Source organism: Parabacteroides sp. MSK.9.14 (assembly GCF_019041495.1).
GTDB lineage: Bacteria > Bacteroidota > Bacteroidia > Bacteroidales > Tannerellaceae > Parabacteroides > Parabacteroides merdae.
Map to the genome: position 1 here is coordinate 90,544 of NZ_JAHPXO010000013.1, position 19,173 is coordinate 109,716.

General features: G+C 48.7%; 19 protein-coding genes. 2 read left to right on the plus strand and 17 right to left on the minus strand.

Going from position 1 to position 19,173, the window contains the following annotated elements; all coding sequences use genetic code 11:
• Positions 1 to 10: 10 nt before the first annotated feature.
• Complete coding sequence (locus KTG12_RS08980) at positions 11 to 1,267, minus strand: L-rhamnose isomerase (protein ID WP_005638214.1); 1,257 nt, start codon at positions 1,265 to 1,267, stop codon at positions 11 to 13.
• Positions 1,268 to 1,271: 4 nt separating this feature from the next.
• The gene (locus tag KTG12_RS08985; protein WP_005642921.1) at positions 1,272 to 2,750 is read right to left on the minus strand and encodes a rhamnulokinase family protein; all 1,479 of its coding nucleotides are present in this window, start codon (positions 2,748 to 2,750) and stop codon (positions 1,272 to 1,274) included.
• Between the two features lie 101 nt (positions 2,751 to 2,851).
• Here KTG12_RS08985 and KTG12_RS08990 point away from each other — a divergent pair, with 101 nt between their 5' ends.
• Positions 2,852 to 3,739 (plus strand): AraC family transcriptional regulator, encoded by an 888-nt coding sequence (locus tag KTG12_RS08990; RefSeq protein ID WP_036657699.1) that lies wholly within the window; start codon positions 2,852 to 2,854, stop codon positions 3,737 to 3,739.
• 18 nt (positions 3,740 to 3,757) lie between these two features.
• On the opposite strand, the gene KTG12_RS08995 is transcribed toward KTG12_RS08990, so the two are convergent.
• Positions 3,758 to 4,123, minus strand: coding sequence for a GtrA family protein (locus KTG12_RS08995; protein ID WP_005642918.1), 366 nt, complete (start codon positions 4,121 to 4,123; stop codon positions 3,758 to 3,760).
• 126 nt (positions 4,124 to 4,249) lie between these two features.
• Between KTG12_RS08995 and KTG12_RS09000 the strand changes: the two genes are divergently transcribed.
• Positions 4,250 to 4,801: a TlpA disulfide reductase family protein gene (locus KTG12_RS09000; protein WP_005638224.1), complete on the plus strand. Its 552-nt coding sequence runs from the start codon at positions 4,250 to 4,252 to the stop codon at positions 4,799 to 4,801.
• On the opposite strand, the gene dapA is transcribed toward KTG12_RS09000, so the two are convergent.
• The 14 genes from dapA to KTG12_RS09070 form a co-directional block, all read right to left on the minus strand.
• Positions 4,798 to 5,691 carry a 4-hydroxy-tetrahydrodipicolinate synthase gene (gene dapA, locus KTG12_RS09005; protein ID WP_005638226.1) on the minus strand — a complete coding sequence of 298 codons (894 nt, stop codon included), beginning with the start codon at positions 5,689 to 5,691 and terminating at the stop codon, positions 4,798 to 4,800. The two genes, KTG12_RS09000 and dapA, sit on opposite strands and share 4 nt — an antisense overlap.
• A 49-nt stretch (positions 5,692 to 5,740) precedes the next feature.
• Positions 5,741 to 6,256 (minus strand): hypothetical protein, encoded by a 516-nt coding sequence (locus tag KTG12_RS09010; protein ID WP_005638228.1) that lies wholly within the window; start codon positions 6,254 to 6,256, stop codon positions 5,741 to 5,743.
• A complete protein-coding gene (gene ligA, locus KTG12_RS09015) occupies positions 6,253 to 8,253 on the minus strand; it encodes an NAD-dependent DNA ligase LigA (RefSeq protein ID WP_155143733.1) in 2,001 nt (666 codons plus the stop codon). The genes KTG12_RS09010 and ligA overlap by 4 nt, the downstream gene beginning before the upstream one ends.
• Before the next feature lie 84 nt (positions 8,254 to 8,337).
• Complete coding sequence (locus tag KTG12_RS09020; protein WP_005642906.1) at positions 8,338 to 9,300, minus strand: PCMD domain-containing protein; 963 nt, start codon at positions 9,298 to 9,300, stop codon at positions 8,338 to 8,340.
• A gap of 63 nt (positions 9,301 to 9,363) precedes the next feature.
• On the minus strand, positions 9,364 to 10,467 hold the full coding sequence (locus KTG12_RS09025; protein ID WP_005638233.1) for a sulfotransferase: 1,104 nt from the start codon (positions 10,465 to 10,467) through the stop codon (positions 9,364 to 9,366).
• Between the two features lie 3 nt (positions 10,468 to 10,470).
• Positions 10,471 to 11,934, minus strand: coding sequence for a sulfate adenylyltransferase subunit CysN (cysN, locus tag KTG12_RS09030; RefSeq protein ID WP_122115726.1), 1,464 nt, complete (start codon positions 11,932 to 11,934; stop codon positions 10,471 to 10,473).
• A 100-nt stretch (positions 11,935 to 12,034) separates the two neighbouring features.
• The gene (cysD, locus tag KTG12_RS09035; protein WP_005642903.1) at positions 12,035 to 12,943 is read right to left on the minus strand and encodes a sulfate adenylyltransferase subunit CysD; all 909 of its coding nucleotides are present in this window, start codon (positions 12,941 to 12,943) and stop codon (positions 12,035 to 12,037) included.
• A gap of 110 nt (positions 12,944 to 13,053) precedes the next feature.
• Positions 13,054 to 13,719 (minus strand): adenylyl-sulfate kinase, encoded by a 666-nt coding sequence (cysC, locus tag KTG12_RS09040; protein ID WP_005638237.1) that lies wholly within the window; start codon positions 13,717 to 13,719, stop codon positions 13,054 to 13,056.
• Entirely contained in the window at positions 13,703 to 14,068 is a 366-nt protein-coding gene (locus KTG12_RS09045; protein ID WP_005638238.1) for a four helix bundle protein, read from the minus strand. Before KTG12_RS09045 ends, cysC begins: the two co-directional genes overlap by 17 nt.
• 34 nt (positions 14,069 to 14,102) lie before the next feature.
• Entirely contained in the window at positions 14,103 to 15,656 is a 1,554-nt protein-coding gene (locus KTG12_RS09050) for an SLC13 family permease (protein WP_005638239.1), read from the minus strand.
• Between the two features lie 189 nt (positions 15,657 to 15,845).
• Positions 15,846 to 16,661, minus strand: a complete 816-nt coding sequence (gene cysQ / locus KTG12_RS09055) for a 3'(2'),5'-bisphosphate nucleotidase CysQ (RefSeq protein ID WP_138272548.1) — start codon at positions 16,659 to 16,661, stop codon at positions 15,846 to 15,848.
• A 112-nt stretch (positions 16,662 to 16,773) separates the two neighbouring features.
• Positions 16,774 to 17,640 carry a patatin family protein gene (locus KTG12_RS09060; RefSeq protein ID WP_005648886.1) on the minus strand — a complete coding sequence of 289 codons (867 nt, stop codon included), beginning with the start codon at positions 17,638 to 17,640 and terminating at the stop codon, positions 16,774 to 16,776.
• A 93-nt stretch (positions 17,641 to 17,733) separates the two neighbouring features.
• The gene (locus KTG12_RS09065; protein ID WP_005638242.1) at positions 17,734 to 18,732 is read right to left on the minus strand and encodes a 2-hydroxyacid dehydrogenase; all 999 of its coding nucleotides are present in this window, start codon (positions 18,730 to 18,732) and stop codon (positions 17,734 to 17,736) included.
• A 247-nt stretch (positions 18,733 to 18,979) separates the two neighbouring features.
• Positions 18,980 to 19,171, minus strand: coding sequence for a DUF6722 family protein (locus tag KTG12_RS09070; RefSeq protein WP_075964571.1), 192 nt, complete (start codon positions 19,169 to 19,171; stop codon positions 18,980 to 18,982).
• Between the last annotated feature and the right edge of the window lie 2 nt (positions 19,172 to 19,173).

Sequence of the window (19,173 nt, forward strand, 5' to 3'; positions counted from 1 at the left end):
GCCCCTAAGGTTAACGTTTACTTGTTACTTCCGCTTCGTATTTTTCTATCTCGGCGATATAATCCTCACCTACCGGGACGTCGTTTTGCAGGCAGAACATATCCCAGACGGCTGTCCACGGAAGGCTCTTCATTTCCTCCTGCAGAGCTAAACGCTGGAAATATTTGCCTTCGGCTTCGTACTGCTGCAAAGTTGCCGATGGTTCAAGAAGGGCTTGCATAAAAGCCTTCTGCGTTGCACGGCAACCGATCACGTACGCCCCGATACGGTTGATCGTCGCATCGAAGTAGTCCAAGCCGATATGCACACGGTCCAATGCCTTGCAACGGATGATTTCGCGTGCCAGATCGAGCAAGTCGTCGCTCAGGATCACCACATGGTCGCTGTCCCAACGAATCGGACGGCTCACGTGCAACATGATCTCCGGTGTAAAAAGAAGCAGGGCCGAAACCTTGTCGGCGATACTTTCCGTCAGATGGAAATGGCCCGTGTCGAGCGTCACAATCTTATTCTTCTTCGCACCGTAACCCAAGTAAAAATCATAGGAACCGACCGTATAACTTTCCAGACCGATGCCGAACAGTTTTGCCTCGATACAATCCTTCATGTTCTTATATTCAGTTGCAAAAATCTCGTCGAGCGACTGTTCCAGTATCTGACGATATTTGAGACGGCTGGCGGGAACTTCTTTACTGCCGTCGTGAATCCACAGGTTCATAATACAGGGATCGTCCTGGTATTTGCCCATCTCCTCGCTGATCCAGCGGCAGCGTTTCGTATGTTCGATCCAGAAATTGCGGATCGCATCGTCGGGATTCGCCAACGTCAGGTCGCCGCTCTTCGGATGCGAAAAAGAAGTGCTGTTGAAATCCAGCTTCATCCCGTTCTCTTTCGCCCACTGCATCCAGCTCTCAAAATGAGCAGGTTCCACTTCGTCACGGTCGACCTTCCTGCCCTGGAAATCGCCATATATTTCATGCAGGTTCAAGCGATGTTTACCAGCGATCAGAGAAGCCGCTTTCAAGACATCGGCACGCACTTCGTCGATCGTGCGGGCACGTCCCGGATAGTTGCCTGTCACCTGGATTCCGCCCGTCAGCGAACCGCCCTGGTTCTCGAAACCGCTCACATCGTCCGCCTGCCAGCAATGCATCGAAAGAGATATCTTCTGCAATTTGTCCATTGCCTCCCTTGCATCCACACCGACAGCTGCATAGCGTTCAACAGCTGCCTCATACGCTTGTCTGATAATGTTTTCTTTTGTCATGGTCTTATTTTTTTGAGGTTACAGATTTATATTTCCTAAAAGCCTCTTCCCACTCTCCACTACCTTCCGGCAGAAAGACAGCCGGCGAAAGGAAAGAGTTGATCAAACGGCGCATCTCCCAACGGTCGGCTACCAATCCCGCCGCCCTCGCCTGCACCATGCAGTTGCCGATTGCCGTCGCCTCCGAAGGCCCTGCCACAACCGGCATGTTTATTACATTTGCCGTAAATTGATTGAGAAGATTATTCATCGAGCCTCCCCCGATCACATGCAATTTGCGGATCGGGAAAGGAGCCATTTCGGATAACAATGCCAGCACCTCCTTATACCGGAATGCCAGACTTTCAAAAATACAGCGGATAAACTCGTCGTCCTCGACCGGTTCGGGCTGCCCCGTCTCGCGGCAATAAGCCTTGATTGCCTCCGTCATGCTCGGCGGATTGGCAAAACGCGGATCGTCAGGATTCACAAAACGACGGAAAGGCGTCGCCCGTTCCGCCATCTTGACTATCGCCGGATAGGAATAGTCGCGCCCGGCCTTCTCCCACTCTTTCCGACACTGTTCGAGCAACCACATCCCGGTAATATTTTTCAGGAAACGGGTCGTCCCGTCTATACCGCCTTCGTTCGTAAAGTTATGCAGGAAGGATTCTTCCGAGATAATCGGTTCTTCCGTTTCGATCCCCATAAGGCTCCATGTGCCGCTGCTAAGATAGGCAAACTCCCGATCCGCCGCCGGAACAGCCGCGACAGCCGAAGCCGTGTCGTGGCCGGCAACTGCTATGACAGGCACTTTGCCGATCCCCGTTTCCCGTGCAAGCGCATCGGTCAGCTCCCCGACAAAAGTTCCCGGCATCACTACCGGACGCATAATGGACGGAGCTACCCCTGCCGCTTCCAACAAGGACGCCTCGAACTCTTTCGTCACCGGATTCAGCAATCCGGAGGTGGAAGCATCCGTATATTCACAAACCTTTTTACCCGTCAACAGGTAAGAAAGCAGATCGGGCATAAACAGTATCTCTTCGGCAGCCTCCAACGGCCCGAAACCTTCCTTTTTAGCCCTAAATAACTGGAAAACACTATTAAAATTCATGATCTGTATACCGGTAAGCCGGTAGACTTCCGACCGGGGAACACGCTGGAAATATTCTTCCGGCGCACCGTCCGTATAAGGATCGCGATACGCACGCGGTAGCCCCAACAGTGTGCCGTCTTCCGCCAGATACCCGAAATCCACCCCCCAGGTATCGATCCCGATAGAGTCCGGGAGCAGGTTCCGGCGTGCACAAATCGTAAGGCTTTCTTTCAAGGCATCATATAACCGGTATATGTCCCAGTAATATTTCCCATGCAACTCCATGATCGCATTCGGGAAACGGTGAAGTTCCTGCATTTCAAATTTGTCACCAACCAAAGTGCCTAACACGGCACGTCCACTGGTCGCTCCTATATCAAAGGCTAAAAAGTTATATTTCTTCATGGTACAACAAAGTTGTTTGTTTTATGATTGCAAAAGTAAACGGTAAATTACTATCTTTGCTTTTGAAAATGATTTTAAACCTTTCAAATCTGACAGAGGAGATGGAGAAACGACTAAGCGATCAATTGAGATACCTGACGATAAGTGCGATAGACGAAGAGTGGGGAATTGTCGTCACGACCGTCGGCTACCAGTTTATTCCCCCGAAAGGGAACTATCCTCTTTCGAAGCATCCGGACAATTATAACTTCAAGCCGCAGACCGGACGAATCCTGAACGAATACCAGCTGGTCTATATCACGAAGGGAAGCGGTTACTTCTCTTCGCAATCCTGCAAGATGCAAAAGATAAACGCCGGCACGATGATCCTGCTTTTTCCGGGAGAATGGCACAGCTACTATCCCGACAGCGAGACAGGCTGGGACGAATACTGGGTCGGTTTCCGCGGTGTCCACATCGACCGGCGCGTGGAAAAACGCTTTTTTACCCGCGAGGAACCGTTACAGCACATCGGGCTCAGTGCGACGATCGTCGGACTATATGAAGACATACTGAAATTCGCCTCTCAGGAAAAGACGGGCTACCAGGAGATGATTTCGAGTATCGTCCTTCATATATTGGGTACGGTCTATTATAAAAGAAGAAACAACTCCTTCACGAATACCTACGTTGTGGATAAGATCAACGAAGCCCGCATCCTGATGAAAGAGCAGGTGGAAAACCCGCTGACACCGGAAGAAATAGCTTCCCGCCTGGGGCTCGGCTACTCCTGGTTCCGCCGTATGTTCAAAGAATATACAGGCGTATCGCCCGCCCAATATCAATTGCAGCAAAAACTCCTGAAGGCAAAGGAACTGCTTACCAGCAGCAGCATGAATATCTCGGAAATAGCCTACAGTCTCAAATTCGAGAATGCCGGACAGTTCTCCACCTTCTTCAAGAAGAAAGAGGGCGTGACACCGTCGGAGTTTCGTGAACGGGCGCACTGAGGAATTAAAAATTAAGAATTAAGGGGTGAGTTGGAAGGTGATTTTTTTGTTCATCATATAGTTGACTGCACCATAGATAAACAATCCTAAGAACTGGGCGAGATATTCGTTCAAGTCAAAGATTTCCACCATGATAAGCAAAGCGAGGAATTGGGAACAATAAGCACATCCGAAAGCGATCAGAAAAAGGGGAATCTCACGGCGAAACTTACCGGTGCGGGATGAAAATATCCAATATTTGCTCCAGAAGAAATTATTGATCTGCGCAATCACATAAGCGGTGATATTGGTAGCGATATAGTTACAACCAAGCTTGTCCATCATCAGCCAGACAATCAAGACCGTAATTAACGCATTCAGCGTACCGACCAGTATAAACCGCATCACGCGCACCATATTTTTAGATTGTATGACCAAGTGTATTTCTTGCTGTTTTGTTCTTTGATATCTGAAATTCCGGTACAAATATACAGGATAATATGCAAATATCCATGCAAAAAGTCACAAAGTATGGCGAACAACCCGTATCTTTACCCCATGAAATATTTATTGTTTTACATAATCAGTCTGTTATCTCTCACCGCCTGCATCCACGAGGAATTGCCGCCTGAGGGTGGCTTTGCTTTGGAGGAAGGCGATCCGTTACCCGAATTCAGCATTTCCAATCCGGATGGAACGGTATCGAAAAAAGACTTGGAAAATAAATTTGCCCTGATTATTTTCTTCAGTACGACCTGTTCCGACTGCCAGAAGGCCTTCCCGGATATTTCCACTTTATATCATACATACAAAGACGATCCCTCCGTCTGTGTGCTTCTGATCGCACGTGGAGAAACCGAAGAGCAGGTAGCGGCCTATTTCCGGGAACATCAGTACAATATGAAGTTTTTCGCCGATCCGGACCTGAACGTCTACTCCCTCTTTGCCGACAACACCATACCCCGCGTATTCCTTGCCGACAAGGACGGTACGATTATCCTGACGCAAACGGAAAAAGTAGATGCGGGATTACTGATATCGGGCGGAGTAGAACCCCACCCCTACAAGCCTGAAAAATCTTAACATTTAATGCTCAACTGACGTAATACATCACGAATCTTTTCGAATGTGGTGATACGGGTCGGAACCAAAGGCAAGCGTAATTTATTTTCAATAAAGCCCATCGCATTCAGCATGCTCTTCGCTCCCGCCGGATTACCGTCGATAAACAGCAAACTGAACAGCTCCGTAAAACTATGGTGGATCGTGCGGGCGCTATCGTAGTCACCAGCCAATGCCAGACGCACCATACGGCTGAACTCACGCGGGAAAGCATTGCCAATTACGGAAATCACGCCGACAGCTCCCAACGTAATAAGCGGGAAGGTGATACCGTCGTCTCCTGAAATCACATTGAAGTTCGCCGGTTTGTTCTTGATGATATCGTCCATCTGGGTGATATTGCCGGAAGCCTCCTTGACTGCAATCACGTTCTTGAACTCACGGGCGATACGCAGCGTAGTCTCGGCCGTCATATTCACACCGGTACGTCCCGGAACGTTATACAGGACTATCGGTAACGTAGTCGCCTCCGCAATCGCTTTATAATGCTGATAGATTCCTTCCTGGGATGGTTTGTTATAATAAGGTACGACAGACAGGATCGCATCTATACCGTCAAAATTATCGTTTTTCAACTTCTCGACAACCGAACGCGTACAGTTTCCGCCAACCCCCAACACGATGGGAATGCGTCCGTTTACCTTCGTCACGACCAAATTGATTATATCCTTCTTTTCTTCTTCCGTGAGTGTAGGGGTTTCAGCGGTGGTACCTAACACAACCAGATAATCGGTTCCATTCTGCAACTGATAATCTACGAGCCGGGCTAACGCCTCATAGTCTACACTTTCATCTTCTTTAAAGGGAGTGATCAACGCCACACCCATTCCTTTTAAATTTATGTCTGCCATGATAATAATTGTCAATTGTCAACGGTGCTGCAAAAATAAGGAATTTATATCATTTTGAGCGTATCGCCTGCAAATAAAATAATATATGTTCGAATAAATGCTTGATATCTTCACGCTCTGTTACCGATATGGACAAATCATACAAATCTATATCGGCATGCTTCACTCCCACCTTGAATCTGCAAGGATGCTGTAGCATAAGATATTGCATCGGGTAGCAATCGGGGCGCGTAAGATCGATCAGGATATCCGCCTTGACCGTCTTGAACCGTTCCAGCACGACATCGGAAGGAACCTGCCAGACGTTCACATCCTTCTTGGCATGGACCGGGATGCACGAGGCATCTGCCTCCGGATCGCCGGTTACATAGACACACGCCTGCACCTTCTTGTTCTTCTTACGCAGGACGTCCAGACAAGGCTCGACAAGCTCGCGATCGTTTGCCTGATAAAGGACCAGGATATGGCCTGCGTCTTCCAGCGCACAAAACTCATGCTTGCGGCCGGCAGCCCCGGAAGCTAAAGACTGCACTTTCTTTTTAATAAAATAATTCGTCAGTCTCATTCCGCTATCATATTTAAGAATTCGTCTTCGTTTATAATCTTCACACCCAACTTGGCCGCCTTTTCGAGCTTGGCCGGTCCCATATTATCTCCCGCCAGGATATAATCGGTCTTACCGGACACCGAGCCGCTGTTCTTCCCGCCATGCTGCTCGATCATGGCCTTGTACTCGTCGCGGGAATGCTTGGCGAATGTCCCGCTGATAACGATGCTCAAGCCTTTCAGCTTCTCGGAACGGTTGGCCAGCTTTTCTTCGGGCACGGACATCTGCAACCCGTATTCCTTCAAACGGTTCACCAACGTCCTGTTACGCTCGTCGGCAAAGTAAGCGATGATACTTCGGGCGATCCGCTCACCGATCTCGTCCACGGCAGTCAAGTCTTCGAAAGAAGCCTGTTCCAACTGCTCCATCGAATGGAAAGCGGATACCAGGCGTTTTGCCACCGTTTCACCCACAAAACGAATCCCCAGTCCATAAAGTACCCGTTCGAAGGGAACCTGTTTGGATTCTTCGAGGCTCGCCATCAGGTTACGGGCGCTCTTGTCAGCCCAACGTTCCAAGCGCAGCAGATCGGCTATTTCCAACGTATAGAGATCGGCCGTGTCCTTGATATAGCCGGCTTCGTACAAATCTTCGACTGTCTCCGGCCCCATATTGATGTTCATGGCCCTCCGGGTGACGAAATGCTCGATCTTCCCCTTGATCTGGGGAGGACAGCCGGCTTCGTTCGGACAATAGTGAGCCGCTTCTCCTTCAGGACGCATCAACGGTGTCCCGCATTCGGGACAAGAACGGATGAAACGGACCTTATCGCCCACCAGCAAACCGCGGGCTTCGACATCGACACCGACAATCTTCGGGATGATCTCGCCGCCTTTCTCCACAAACACCTTGTCACCCAAATGCAGGTCGAGTCCTTCGATAATATCCGCATTGTGAAGGGAAGCACGCTTTACGGTCGTTCCGGCCAGCAATACCGGCTCCAGATTGGCAACCGGAGTGACGGCTCCTGTCCGCCCGACCTGGAAAGACACGGAGTTAAGGCGCGTCACGGCACGTTCGGCCTGGAACTTGTAGGCAATCGCCCAACGTGGGCTTTTGGCCGTGAATCCCAAATTGCGTTGTTGGCGCAATGAATTCACTTTCAAAACGATCCCGTCTGTTGCAACCGGCAGGTTCTTGCGTTCGACATCCCAATAGGCGATATAATCGTATATATCCTCCAAGCTGTTGCATACGCGGATCACATTCGGGATCTTGAACCCCCATGAACGGGCCGCCTCCAAATTATCGAAATGCGTTTCCGCCGGCAGCTCCTCTCCCAACAAATAATAGAAATAGGCATCCAGCTTACGAGCCGCCACGACAGCCGGGTTCTGTTGCTTCAGCGTACCCGAAGCAGCATTGCGCGGATTGGCAAAAAGAGGCTCCTCCTGTTCTTCACGTTCCTTGTTCAAGCGGTCGAACTCGGCCCAGGGAAGCAAGATCTCCCCCCTTATCTCAAATGTTGCCGGGTATCGGTCGCCCATTAGTTTCAAAGGGACCGAACGGATTGTCTTCACGTTGGCCGTCACATCGTCGCCACGTGTCCCGTCGCCACGCGTCACGGCTCGGACCAGACGTCCGTCCTCGTATGTCAGGGAAATGGAAGTTCCGTCATATTTCAACTCGGCAACAATCTCGAAAGGCTCGTTCAGGTCACGGGCTATGCGCTCGTAAAAATCCTTCACTTCATCTTCCGAATAGGTATTGCCCAACGAAAGCATCGGATATTTATGCACTACCTGTTCAAACTCTTTGGATAGGTCACTCCCCACCCGCTGGGTCGGCGAATGAGGATCGGCATATTCGGGATGCGCCTCTTCAAGGACCTGTAACTCCTTCATCATCTCATCGAACTCACGGTCCGATATCGTCGGTGCCGAGAGCACATAATAATTGTAATTATGTTGCTCCAGCGCTTCGCGAAGTGCTTTTATTTTATCTTTTACCACCATTTTTTCAGTTGAAAGGTGAAAGTTGAAAGGTGAAAATTAAAAAGAAAAATTCATCACTTTCAACTTTCACCTTTCAACTTTCAACTAATATATTAGTTCTACATTATCAATCCACATCGTATTGCCCGGTGAGCCGATATAGGCTCCGCCGTGGCTGGAAGTAAACTGCAGGACGATATGAGTCGGCAATTCACCTTCCGCCGCCCAGCCCACTTCCTGAATAGGGACACTTTTACCCTGGCTGTTCAAGGCATAACGCTCTTCCACCTGAATCCGCATATAAGGCTTATACTCCGGATGCTTCGTAATATCGCCGTACAAGATAGGGTAGGTCGCATCGTTCACCCAACCGTTGCTGGATTCCGTATAACGCTGCACCATTGTCCCGACACGTTTGGAATAAATATTTCCATCTTTATCTTCCCAACGTTTCTGGAGCAAAAGAATGGCTGCGATCGAATCCTGTCCGGCAACGGTCGTCTTGCGGCTGAAGCCGGTACTGCGGATACGGTCCTTTTCCGGAGCCAGCTTCACCTTATAGTCAAAACGCAAAGCCTTTGGCTTCTTGGTAAACGCCACTCCGCTGTTCAACATGGCCTGCGGGTTCTTGGTCCCCTTGATCGGTTCGTGCACCGTTCCGAGAAAAACAGAACCGGCGGCTACCACTTCAATATCGACCAAGCCGAAAACCTTCACACTTTCCATGCGTGTCTCCAGACGTGCACACCAACCGTCATCCCGTCTTTCAGGGAAGACAGATGTATTCGTCTTCACCACACCTGCCACCTTCGCCATCACGTTGGAGTTCGCCCACGGCGAACCGCCCCGGTTCGTATAGGCTGTATTGCCGATGATCGTATCTGTCGGCCCCAGCTCGTAAAGATGCTTCGTATTTCCTCCGATAATGCCGGATTCATGTATCTCGCGAACGACCCAATGATCCATATCTCCAAAACTGAACGGCACTACGTGCTCTTGGGAACTGACAATTGACAATTGACAATTGACAATTCCCAAGAGAAAGAGGAATTTTGCTTTCTGTTTCATTTCAAATTCTGTTTTTTCTAAAATCCCTAAGTCGGCAAAGCCGGCAGAGCCGACAATTGTCAATTATAAAGAATATCCCCACTCCTTGAGAGCCATTCCCCAATTTTCTTCCACAAGCCGTACCGTGCGGTCGTCATACTTGTATTGGTTCTTCTTATAGCCCTTCTTTTTCCCGAGGTATTTCTCGATTTCAGCTTTAGACTCTTCAAAACCGGGGAGGTTTAATTTCTTGTATATATCCTCTGTCATGGCGAAAGCATCCTGTTCGAAATCCTCAAACTTCACCTCTACCAGGTTTCCTTCGGGTATCAGATGCTTTTGTTCTTCATATTTATAGAACAAACGGCGGTATACTTCGATAAAATTGCTTTCGATCTGCTCGTTGGAGATGTCCTGCAAGCGGAGCGGCTGGATCGTATTGGTAAAGAAGCTGCGCGTGCTCTCGAACACCGTATACGGATTTCGTTTCAGATAGATAAATTTAGCATTCGGGAACATTTCCACCAAGGTCTTCACACGTCCCGTATGAGGCGGATTCTTGCTCAAGAACTGACTTCCTTTCGTATTCCAGAGGGAAATCTTGATCAGTTTGAGGAACGTTTCCTTAAACACTTCCCGCTCGTGTTCGCTGATATTGTCGAAAAGCAGATAACGGTCGCAATATTCGAGCATATGCTTCGGGAAGAACCAGAAATTATAATACGTGTAAGGCATCATATTTGCCAAGGCAAATTCCTCTTCCTGGGGAAGATCCACCTTCAACTCCATATTATCGGTCGGACGCTTGTCAGGCATCAAGAACGCCATGTTCTTCTTGAAGAAAGGCTGTCCCCAAAGCATCAGGTTCGGAAATACGGTCTGATAGGTCGTATTGTAGCCGAAATGCTTGTCACACGAGAAGACATTGTGCATGAATGTCGTCCCGCTACGCCAATGTCCGAGAATGAACACCGGGTCCATCTCCAACGGCTTGTCCGCAATCTTACGGTAACGCGCATCTTCGAAGGGTTGCAACAGGCTGAGCAGACGGCAAACGGATTTAGTCAGGAAATATTTATTACGAAATCCTTTGTCGATCGTTTTATTGGCTGTCACAGCCTTGAACGTTTTCCAGTCAGCACCCACTAAAGTATTGATCGGTAGTTTGTCAAATTCCAGTAATCCCATACCTTATTTATTTTCTGTTATACACTTGACGGAAACCCCTTGCCGTTCGAGCTCTTTACAAACGGAACGGATAGCTTCGTAGTGCTCGGGGCCGATACCCAATTCCGGAAGATTCAGTACTGCCAACGCGTCTTCCGTCACCATGTCACGAGCATCTACCCGGTCGATAATCATACCAACAGCCGATGTATTGTTTGTGATCGGGTCGATCAGGATAAAGGCGCCTGTCTGTTTGTTCTTCTGATACGGATCGAAGAACAGTTCCTTTCCGGTCGTGAAGACGACACAGGCGATCTCGTTCAGCTTCATCGGCAAATCGTCAGTCGTCAGTTTTCCATTGTCAACCGACAACTGTTCCATCGTATTGACATTCACTTTATAACGGATGCTGTCCACACGGGCGCGTGTCAGATTGGTCGTATGCTTGATATAGAACTGCTTGCTTGCATCCATCGGTTCTTCGTCCATCCACACCAGCATGGCCTCGAAGTTACGGTCCGCTATCGGCAGGTTATCCGGATGGACGAGCATCTCACCGCGTGAAACATCAATCTCGTCTTCCAGCGTGATGGTGACGCACTGGGGAGGGAATGCATAATCCAGCTCTCCGTCGTATGTCACGATACTTTTCACTTTGGATGTTTTCCCGGAAGGCAAAGCCATCACCGTATCGCCTTTACGAACGATACCGCTGGCCACTTTCCCACAGAAACCGCGGAAGTCCAGATTCGGACGCAATACATATTGCACCGGATAGCGGAAATCCTCAAAGTTGCGATCCTGGTCGATAGGAACCGTTTCGAGGAAGTCCAGCAACGACGGCCCTTCGTACCAAGGCGTACGGTCGCTCTTCTCCACCACATTGTCGCCATCCAGAGCGGACAGCGGGATGCAGGTGATATCCGGGATATTCAACGGAGCGACAAACTCCTTATAGTCGGAAACGATCTTGTCGAAAATATTCTTGTCAAAATCAACCAGGTCCATCTTGTTGACCGCCAGCACCACATGCTTGATACCTAAGAGCGAAACCAGATAGGTATGGCGGCGCGTCTGCGTAATCACTCCCGTGCGGGCATCCACCAGGATGATGGCAAGGTTGGCAGTCGAACCGCCGGTGATCATATTGCGGGTGTACTGTTCGTGTCCCGGAGTGTCGGCAATGATGAACTTACGGTTATTCGTACTGAAATAGCGGTAAGCCACATCGATGGTGATCCCTTGTTCGCGTTCGGCTTTCAGGCCGTCCAGCAACAGAGCGTAGTCGATATGGTCGCCGGCATTCCCCATGCGCTTACTGTCGCGTTCGAGGGCATCCAGCTGGTCTTCGTATAACTTTTTGCTGTCAAACAACAAACGACCGATCAGCGTCGATTTGCCATCATCCACCGATCCGGCAGTCAGAAAGCGAAGCAAATCCTTTTGTTCATCTCTATCGAGGTATTCTTTTATATTTAATGTTGCCATATATTTTAAGTTGAAAGGTGAAAGATGAAAGATGAAAGGTGAAAGTTGAAAATAGTGACGCGAAGCCACTTTCAACTTTCAACTCTCCACTTTCAACTAATTAAAAATATCCTTCTCTCTTTTTCTGTTCCATACTTGCATCCTGGTCGAAGTCGATCACGCGTGTCGTGCGTTCGCTCTTGGTCGTCGTCATCATCTCTTCGACGATCTTTTCAATCGTGTCGGCATTGCTTTCCACAGCCCCGGTCAACGGCCAGCAGCCTAAGGTACGGAAGCGCACCATGCGCATCTTGATTTGATCGCGGTACTGCTCCGGCAGACGGTCGTCGTCCGCCATGATCAGGTTGCCGTCGATCTCTACGCACGGGCGTTCCTTGGCAAAGTACAACGGTACGATCGGAATATTCTCCAGGCGGATATACTGCCAAATATCCAGCTCCGTCCAGTTGGACAGCGGGAACACACGGATGCTCTCCCCTTTATGGACACGGGCGTTGTAGATGTCCCACAACTCCGGACGCTGGTTCTTCGGGTCCCACTGGTGGAACTTATCGCGGAACGAATAGATACGTTCTTTCGCCCGGCTCTTCTCTTCATCGCGACGAGCGCCTCCGAAAGCGGCATCGAACTTATATTTATCGAGCGCATGCAACAACGCCTGCGTCTTCATCAGGTCCGTATGCACCTTGCTTCCGTGCGTGAAAGGCCCTACACCGGCATTGAATGCCTCCATATTGGATTCCACGATCAGGTTCCATCCGAATTTCTTCGCATAGTCGTCGCGGAACTGAATCATCTCCTTGAACTTCCATTTGGAATCGATGTGCATCAAAGGGAAAGGAACTTTTCCCGGAGAAAAAGCCTTTTCTGCCAGGCGAACCATGACGGAAGAGTCTTTTCCGATAGAATAAAGCATCACAGGATTCTCAAACTCGGCAGCTACCTCCCGGATGATATGGATAGACTCTGCTTCCAACTCCTGTAAATGGCTTAATTTATAATCTGACATTGTATGTTATTTAATGTTGTTATTATTCTTACCTTTCTATTCTAATATAGTTCCATGCCCATGAAACTATGTTTGCATGCTGCAGAAACAAAAATTTCATGCCGGGGAAACTATTGTTTCCCGCCAAGGGAAACCTTCGGCAATATCAGTTCGAGCAAACGGGTTACGGATTCCTCCAGGCTCAACACGGAAGTGTCTAACGTCAGGTCAGGATGTTCGGGTGCTTCGAAAGGAGCGGAAACGCCCGTGAAATCCTTGATCTCGCCCCGGCGTGCCTTCGCATACAACCCTTTGACATCGCGCCGCTCGCACTCTTCGATCGGAGTGCTGACATATATTTCCAGGAAGTTCTCCTTCCCGACAATAGATGCCGCCATTTCCCTCAAATCGTTATTCGGGCTGATAAAAGCCGCTATCGTGATAACTCCCGTATCGATAAAAAGTTTGCTTACTTCGGCGATACGGCGGATATTCTCTACCCGGTCTTCAGCCGAAAAGCCGAGATTGTTGTTGATCCCGCTGCGGATATTGTCGCCGTCCAGGATGCGGCACAGCAAACCGCACTTGTGCAACTCGCGCTCAAGCGCTATCGCCACCGTGCTCTTCCCGGAACCGCTCAACCCGGTAAACCACACCATCACACTGCGCTGCTTCAACAAACGCTCCTTATCCTCCCTCGTCATCATCCTATCGAAAATAGGATAGATGTTAGTTGAAAGTTGAGAGTTGAGAGTTGAAAGTTTCTCTTCGATATTATTATTATTTACTTGTTCCATTCATATTTTGTTTACTTGTTTTCACAATACTGACCGTCAGTTTAATCAATTCACGGCAGTCTTCTATAATCGATTCGTATTCTTTTTCAGATAAATAATCCGTTTCTTTCAATAACATAATCCAATATTCCGTTTCATTTGCTTCCTTCAAAGCAATATTCACTTTGCTTATAAAATCGGCTTTGGACTGCGCATGCTCAGCTTCTTTCAAAAGGGCGCCAATGGCAGTTCCACTACGCAACATCTGTTTTGACAGAACAAATTCTTTTCTTTCATATAATATCTTATATAGTCTAACGATACGGATCGCAAAACCAAAGGACTTTTCTGCCGTCAAACTCTTCCCCATCACTTTCAACTTTCACCTTTCAACTTTCACCTGTTTAGAATTTCCAGATCATCGGTATCACGAACACCGAGATCAAAAAAGTGATCAGGTTAAGGGGTAAACCGATTTTCACGAAGTCAGTGAACTTATAACTACCGATACCTTGCACGATCAGATTGGTCTGATAACCGATCGGCGTACTGAAACTGGCAGATGCCGCCATACAGATCACCACGAAGAACGGCGTCGGGTCCACACCGAGCTGCGTAGCGACCGACAAGGCGATCGGGAAACTGAGCGCCGCAGCCGCATTGTTCGTAATCAGTTCCGTAAAGATATTGGTGATGATAAAGACTATCGCCAGTAAAGCATACGGTCCCATGCTGCTGGACATACCGATAATATGACGGGCTATCAAAGCTGCGAAACCGGAATTCTCCATCGCCTTGCTGATGGCAAAGGCACAGGCAATCGTAATCAGAATATCCCAGGATATATATTTGGTATACTTTTTCGGAGGGAAAATCTTGGTCCACGCCATGATGATGGTCGTAATGCAGACAAAGAAAAACATATCCAGCCGTATTTCAGGGAACGCCTCTTTCACCACAGGCAACTCCCCTATCGTGGCGCCTACGATCATAAAGATCAGCAAGCCCAATGCCAGCCAGCGTTTCTTGCGGGAAACAGGTTCCGTACCGTCCTTGCCGTTGGCAAGCAAAAGGAAGACGCTGGATTCACCCCATGTCGGCACGAACGTATCGTCCGCCCAAAGAACCAGCGTATCGCCCTCGTGCAACGTCACCTTATCGAGATCGCGGGTAAACCGCTGTCCCCCGCTCTTCACCTCTTTCACGATCGCACCGTAATGACGGGTAAAATTGAACTCGCCCAATGTCTTGTTGATACCCGGAAAACGGGAGCCTAACACCGCTTCCACCCGGTGCAGGTTACCGGGGTTGCCGTCTTCCTCCTCTTCCTCGTAGCGATCGGTGCGGGAATCGGGCAGCAGCTTGTTGGAGAACACGAAGAGGTAAATGATGCCGGCCAGCGCGATAAAGATCCCCACCCTTCCCAGCTCGAACATCGTAAACCCTTCATATCCGGCATCGAGGATCATGCCATGTACGACCAGGTTGGTCGATGTCCCGATCAGAGTACAGATGCCGCCTAAAATGGTCACATACGAAAGAGGAATCAGGAATTTCGTCGCCGGCAGCTTGACCGACTCCGCCCAACGCTTGATGATAGGAGCGAAAATAACGACAACAGGCGTGTTGTTGAGAAAAGCGGATACAAAAGCGACAGGCGGAAGCATACGCAACTGCGCCTTGAAAACGGTTGTCTTCCCCTCCGGCAACAACTTCTTTATAAGTTGTCCCAATGCTCCGCTCTGGCGAATACCCTCGCTTACCAGAAAAAGCATTCCGACGGTTATCATCCCTTTATTGCTAAAACCTTCGAGCATTTCTTTCGGCGTCAATATTCCAACACAGAGGAACAGCACCACAACCGTGAGTAACACCATTCCGGGCCTCAGCCCATCCCATATCAACGCCCCGATCATGCCGACCAATGCCAGCAATACAAATATTATTTCAAAGTTCATCCTTTCAATTGACAATTGACAATTGACAATCGACAATTAAGAACAGAGACCATTAATTATCAATTGTCAATTATCTGTTAGGGTTGCAAATGTAATAAGAATATTAAATCTAATCTTACTACGATAACCAATTTTAGGGATAATCTTGCTTACAGACCAAAAGTTTCAGCAAACGGAACAAACCGCCCGTCAGAGCGGTTTGACGATGAACCACGGATTATGAAGGTCTTCCTTATTGTACTTTAAAGGTGTTTTGCCATCGATATGATAAACTTCGCATCCGGCCGCCCGTGCAATCGCATGTCCGGCGGCGGTATCCCACTCCATCGTCGGTGCGAAACGGGGATAAACATCGGCCGTTCCTTCCGCCACCAGGCAGATCTTCAAGCTGCTGCCGCTACTGATCAGGGTGATCGGCTGTCCCTGCTTGCGCAGGTTCTCGATAAAGGCCGTCGTTTCTTCCGTCTGGTGCGAACGCGAGGCGACCACCACGACTCCCTGGTGTCCCATCGGCATAGGCAGGCGTATGGCTTTCGTTTTTATCTCGTCCATCGAAGGCTGATATCCGTAGTCTATCTCCGCCAGCTTGAACGCTCCCAACGAGTCAGCCGCGAAATACAGCTCTTTCCGCACGGGCACGTAGATCACGCCCAATACCGGAACCCCTTCCTTCACAAGGGCGATATTAACCGTAAATTCGCCGTTTTTCTTGATAAACTCCTTCGTCCCGTCCAACGGGTCGACGATCCAGAGCATGTCCCAGCCTGAACGTTCGGCAAAAGGCGTCTCCTTTCCTTCTTCGCTCAACACGGGGAAAGGCGTCACGGACAGGGCCATCGAGATAATCGCATGGGCCTTCTTGTCGGCTTTTGTCAACGGGGAGTTATCGGCTTTACGTTCGATGCCGAAATCGGATTCCGGATCGGTATAAATATCCATGATCGCTTTGCCTGCATCGAGGGCGGCGCGAATAGCTATATACAGGTAATTTGCATAATTATTCATCATCACTTATTCTTTTAGTTGTGTTAATATACAAATATAGTCAATTTCCTCGAATAATCCGAATTTTAAGCCCTCATTTTCACTCGATGTCCAAAACATATATGTTTTGAATTCAAATCACCGGTGTTTTGAAATCGAACCGGTTGTTTTCGACGATGGATCGGCCGACGGCATAGCCTTCGTCATACAAGGCGGACAGCTTCTTGCGGTCGTTGGTGGTGCGGCCGACTTCCATTTTCTTTTGCGGACGGATGACGATCGCGTCTCCTTTCGCTTCCAGCTCGTCGATATAATCCAGCACTTCGTTATAGTTGCGGTAGCGCAGCTTCAACTGCTTGCGGATAGCGGGATACCGGCGGTAGATGAAGCCGGGCAGCCAGAAGTCCTTCTCTTCCTTACGGTAGCCTTTGTTGCGGGTCAGGACAATCACGTTCTTGCGGAAACCGTCGTCGATGGCGTGCCGGATCGGGATGGCATCGCAGACACCGCCGTCGACCATCGGGACACCGTCGACATACGCCACCGGACAAAGCACCGGAAGCGTACAGGAGGCACAACAGATATCGACCAGGCGGTCTGCATCCTGCTTCTCCTCGAAATATTCGGCTTTACCCGTCAGGCAATTGCTGGTGACCATGACGAAGCGGTTCGGCGACTTGAAATACGTCTCGTAGTCGAGCGGATAATATTTTTCCGGATAAATATAAAAAAGGTATTTCATGTCGATATATCCCCGCCCCCGGAGGAAATGCCTGAAACCGATATAATCATATTTTTCCAGCAGGTCGATATTGCTGAAACGGGAACGCCCGCGCTGCCGGGAGGCATACGAAATACCGTTGCTCGCCCCGGCGGACACACCGATCGTATAAGGGAACCAAATGTCATGGTCCATAAAGCAGTCCAGCACTCCGACGGTGAAGATGGCACGCATCCCTCCTCCTTCAAGCACCAGACCTGTGCGACTGTCTATATCCATATCTGTTTACCATAAAAATAATAGCCATTGCCTGGCTCACACCGGACAATGGCTACAAAAATATAATAAATCAGCGATATAAACATCGTCTTTTTACAGAATAACTTCGTTCACCAAAGGACGGTGGCAGCGGAAGTCTTCGATATTCTGAAGGGTGGTCTCTGCAATGTTATGCAGGGCCTCTTTCGTGAAAAAAGCCTGATGCGAAGTAACGATCACATTATTAAAAGAAAGCAGACGGGCCAATACATCATCGTCGATAATTTTATCAGACTTGTCTTCATAGAAGTATTCGCCCTCCTCCTCGTACACGTCCAGACCGGCCGCCGCGATCTTCTTTTCCTTCAGGCCTTCGATCAGGTCGTTGGTGTTGATCAGTTGGCCCCGGCCTGTATTGATGATCATTACGCCTTCCTTCATCTTGTCGATGGAGTCTTTGTCGATCATATATTTTGTCTGGTCGGTCAGCGGACAATGTAAGGAGATGATGTCCGACTCGCGATACAGTTCGTCTAACGAAACATAAGAAATACCTTCTTCTCCGGCAAACTTCATGTCCGGGTAAAGGTCATAAGCCAGAATGCGCATTCCGAACCCTTTCAACAGGCGGATCAGGATCTTGGCGATCTTTCCCGTGCCGATAATACCGATCGTCTTGCCGTGCATATCGAACCCCATCAGGCCGTTCAGCGAGAAATTACCGTCTCGCGTACGCCAGTAGGCACGGTGTATCTTACGGTTCAGCGACAGCATCAGGGCAAGCGAATATTCGGCTACGGCGTAAGGCGAATAGGCCGGTACGCGAACGACCGGCAGCTTTCCTTTGGCCGCTTTCAGATCCACATTATTAAAACCGGCACAACGAAGGGCCAGCAGTTTGACACCATTGTCCACCATCGCATCGATCACAGCGGCATCGGCGGTGTCGTTGACAAAGATACAGACCACGTCCGTATCTTGCGTCAGGACTACATTGTTCGGATTCAAATGTCCTTTATAGTAGCGAATGTCGTAATTGTACTTTTCATTTACTTTGTCGAATGAAGCTATATCGTACGGTTTAGCTCCAAAGAATGCAATTTTGTATGCCATGGTTATTTGTTTTTATATCTATATAACAATAGAAACAACTCATTTGTTGAAAAAACAAGTGTTGTCCTTTTACAACACTACCCCCATATATAGTTTTTAGAATGAAGTATATCATTCAGCCTTCCTTTGAAGACTGTCCTTTTTTACTTGCGGCTGCATTACGCTTATTATCCCGATGAACGAAATAGAGCGGTATCAATATTGCCGCTATCGACATTGCACAAAAAGATATAATAAAAGCCATTGTTCAATCCTCCTTTTTTACTTGACTACATAATACAAAACCTATCACAATAATTAATACAAATGCAAAAAGCCCCAATAAATACAACACCCATCTATTGATTTCTTCGGTCATTATGCCTCCGATAATAATACCGGCAAAGATCAATTTTGCAATGTCCAGCAAGAAATTTCCTGTTTTTTCTTTTATATTCATAG

Coding starts and splice junctions, on each gene's coding strand:
- KTG12_RS08980 (WP_005638214.1), bottom strand. CDS start 1,267: ATGACAAAAGAAAACATTATCAGACAAGCGTATGAGGCAGCTGTTGAA.
- KTG12_RS08985 (WP_005642921.1), bottom strand. CDS start 2,750: ATGAAGAAATATAACTTTTTAGCCTTTGATATAGGAGCGACCAGTGGA.
- KTG12_RS08990 (WP_036657699.1), top strand. CDS start 2,852: ATGGAGAAACGACTAAGCGATCAATTGAGATACCTGACGATAAGTGCG.
- KTG12_RS08995 (WP_005642918.1), bottom strand. CDS start 4,123: ATGCGGTTTATACTGGTCGGTACGCTGAATGCGTTAATTACGGTCTTG.
- KTG12_RS09000 (WP_005638224.1), top strand. CDS start 4,250: ATGGCGAACAACCCGTATCTTTACCCCATGAAATATTTATTGTTTTAC.
- dapA (WP_005638226.1), bottom strand. CDS start 5,691: ATGGCAGACATAAATTTAAAAGGAATGGGTGTGGCGTTGATCACTCCC.
- KTG12_RS09010 (WP_005638228.1), bottom strand. CDS start 6,256: ATGAGACTGACGAATTATTTTATTAAAAAGAAAGTGCAGTCTTTAGCT.
- ligA (WP_155143733.1), bottom strand. CDS start 8,253: ATGGTGGTAAAAGATAAAATAAAAGCACTTCGCGAAGCGCTGGAGCAA.
- KTG12_RS09020 (WP_005642906.1), bottom strand. CDS start 9,300: ATGAAACAGAAAGCAAAATTCCTCTTTCTCTTGGGAATTGTCAATTGT.
- KTG12_RS09025 (WP_005638233.1), bottom strand. CDS start 10,467: ATGGGATTACTGGAATTTGACAAACTACCGATCAATACTTTAGTGGGT.
- cysN (WP_122115726.1), bottom strand. CDS start 11,934: ATGGCAACATTAAATATAAAAGAATACCTCGATAGAGATGAACAAAAG.
- cysD (WP_005642903.1), bottom strand. CDS start 12,943: ATGTCAGATTATAAATTAAGCCATTTACAGGAGTTGGAAGCAGAGTCT.
- cysC (WP_005638237.1), bottom strand. CDS start 13,719: ATGGAACAAGTAAATAATAATAATATCGAAGAGAAACTTTCAACTCTC.
- KTG12_RS09045 (WP_005638238.1), bottom strand. CDS start 14,068: ATGGGGAAGAGTTTGACGGCAGAAAAGTCCTTTGGTTTTGCGATCCGT.
- KTG12_RS09050 (WP_005638239.1), bottom strand. CDS start 15,656: ATGAACTTTGAAATAATATTTGTATTGCTGGCATTGGTCGGCATGATC.
- cysQ (WP_138272548.1), bottom strand. CDS start 16,661: ATGAATAATTATGCAAATTACCTGTATATAGCTATTCGCGCCGCCCTC.
- KTG12_RS09060 (WP_005648886.1), bottom strand. CDS start 17,640: ATGGATATAGACAGTCGCACAGGTCTGGTGCTTGAAGGAGGAGGGATG.
- KTG12_RS09065 (WP_005638242.1), bottom strand. CDS start 18,732: ATGGCATACAAAATTGCATTCTTTGGAGCTAAACCGTACGATATAGCT.
- KTG12_RS09070 (WP_075964571.1), bottom strand. CDS start 19,171: ATGAATATAAAAGAAAAAACAGGAAATTTCTTGCTGGACATTGCAAAA.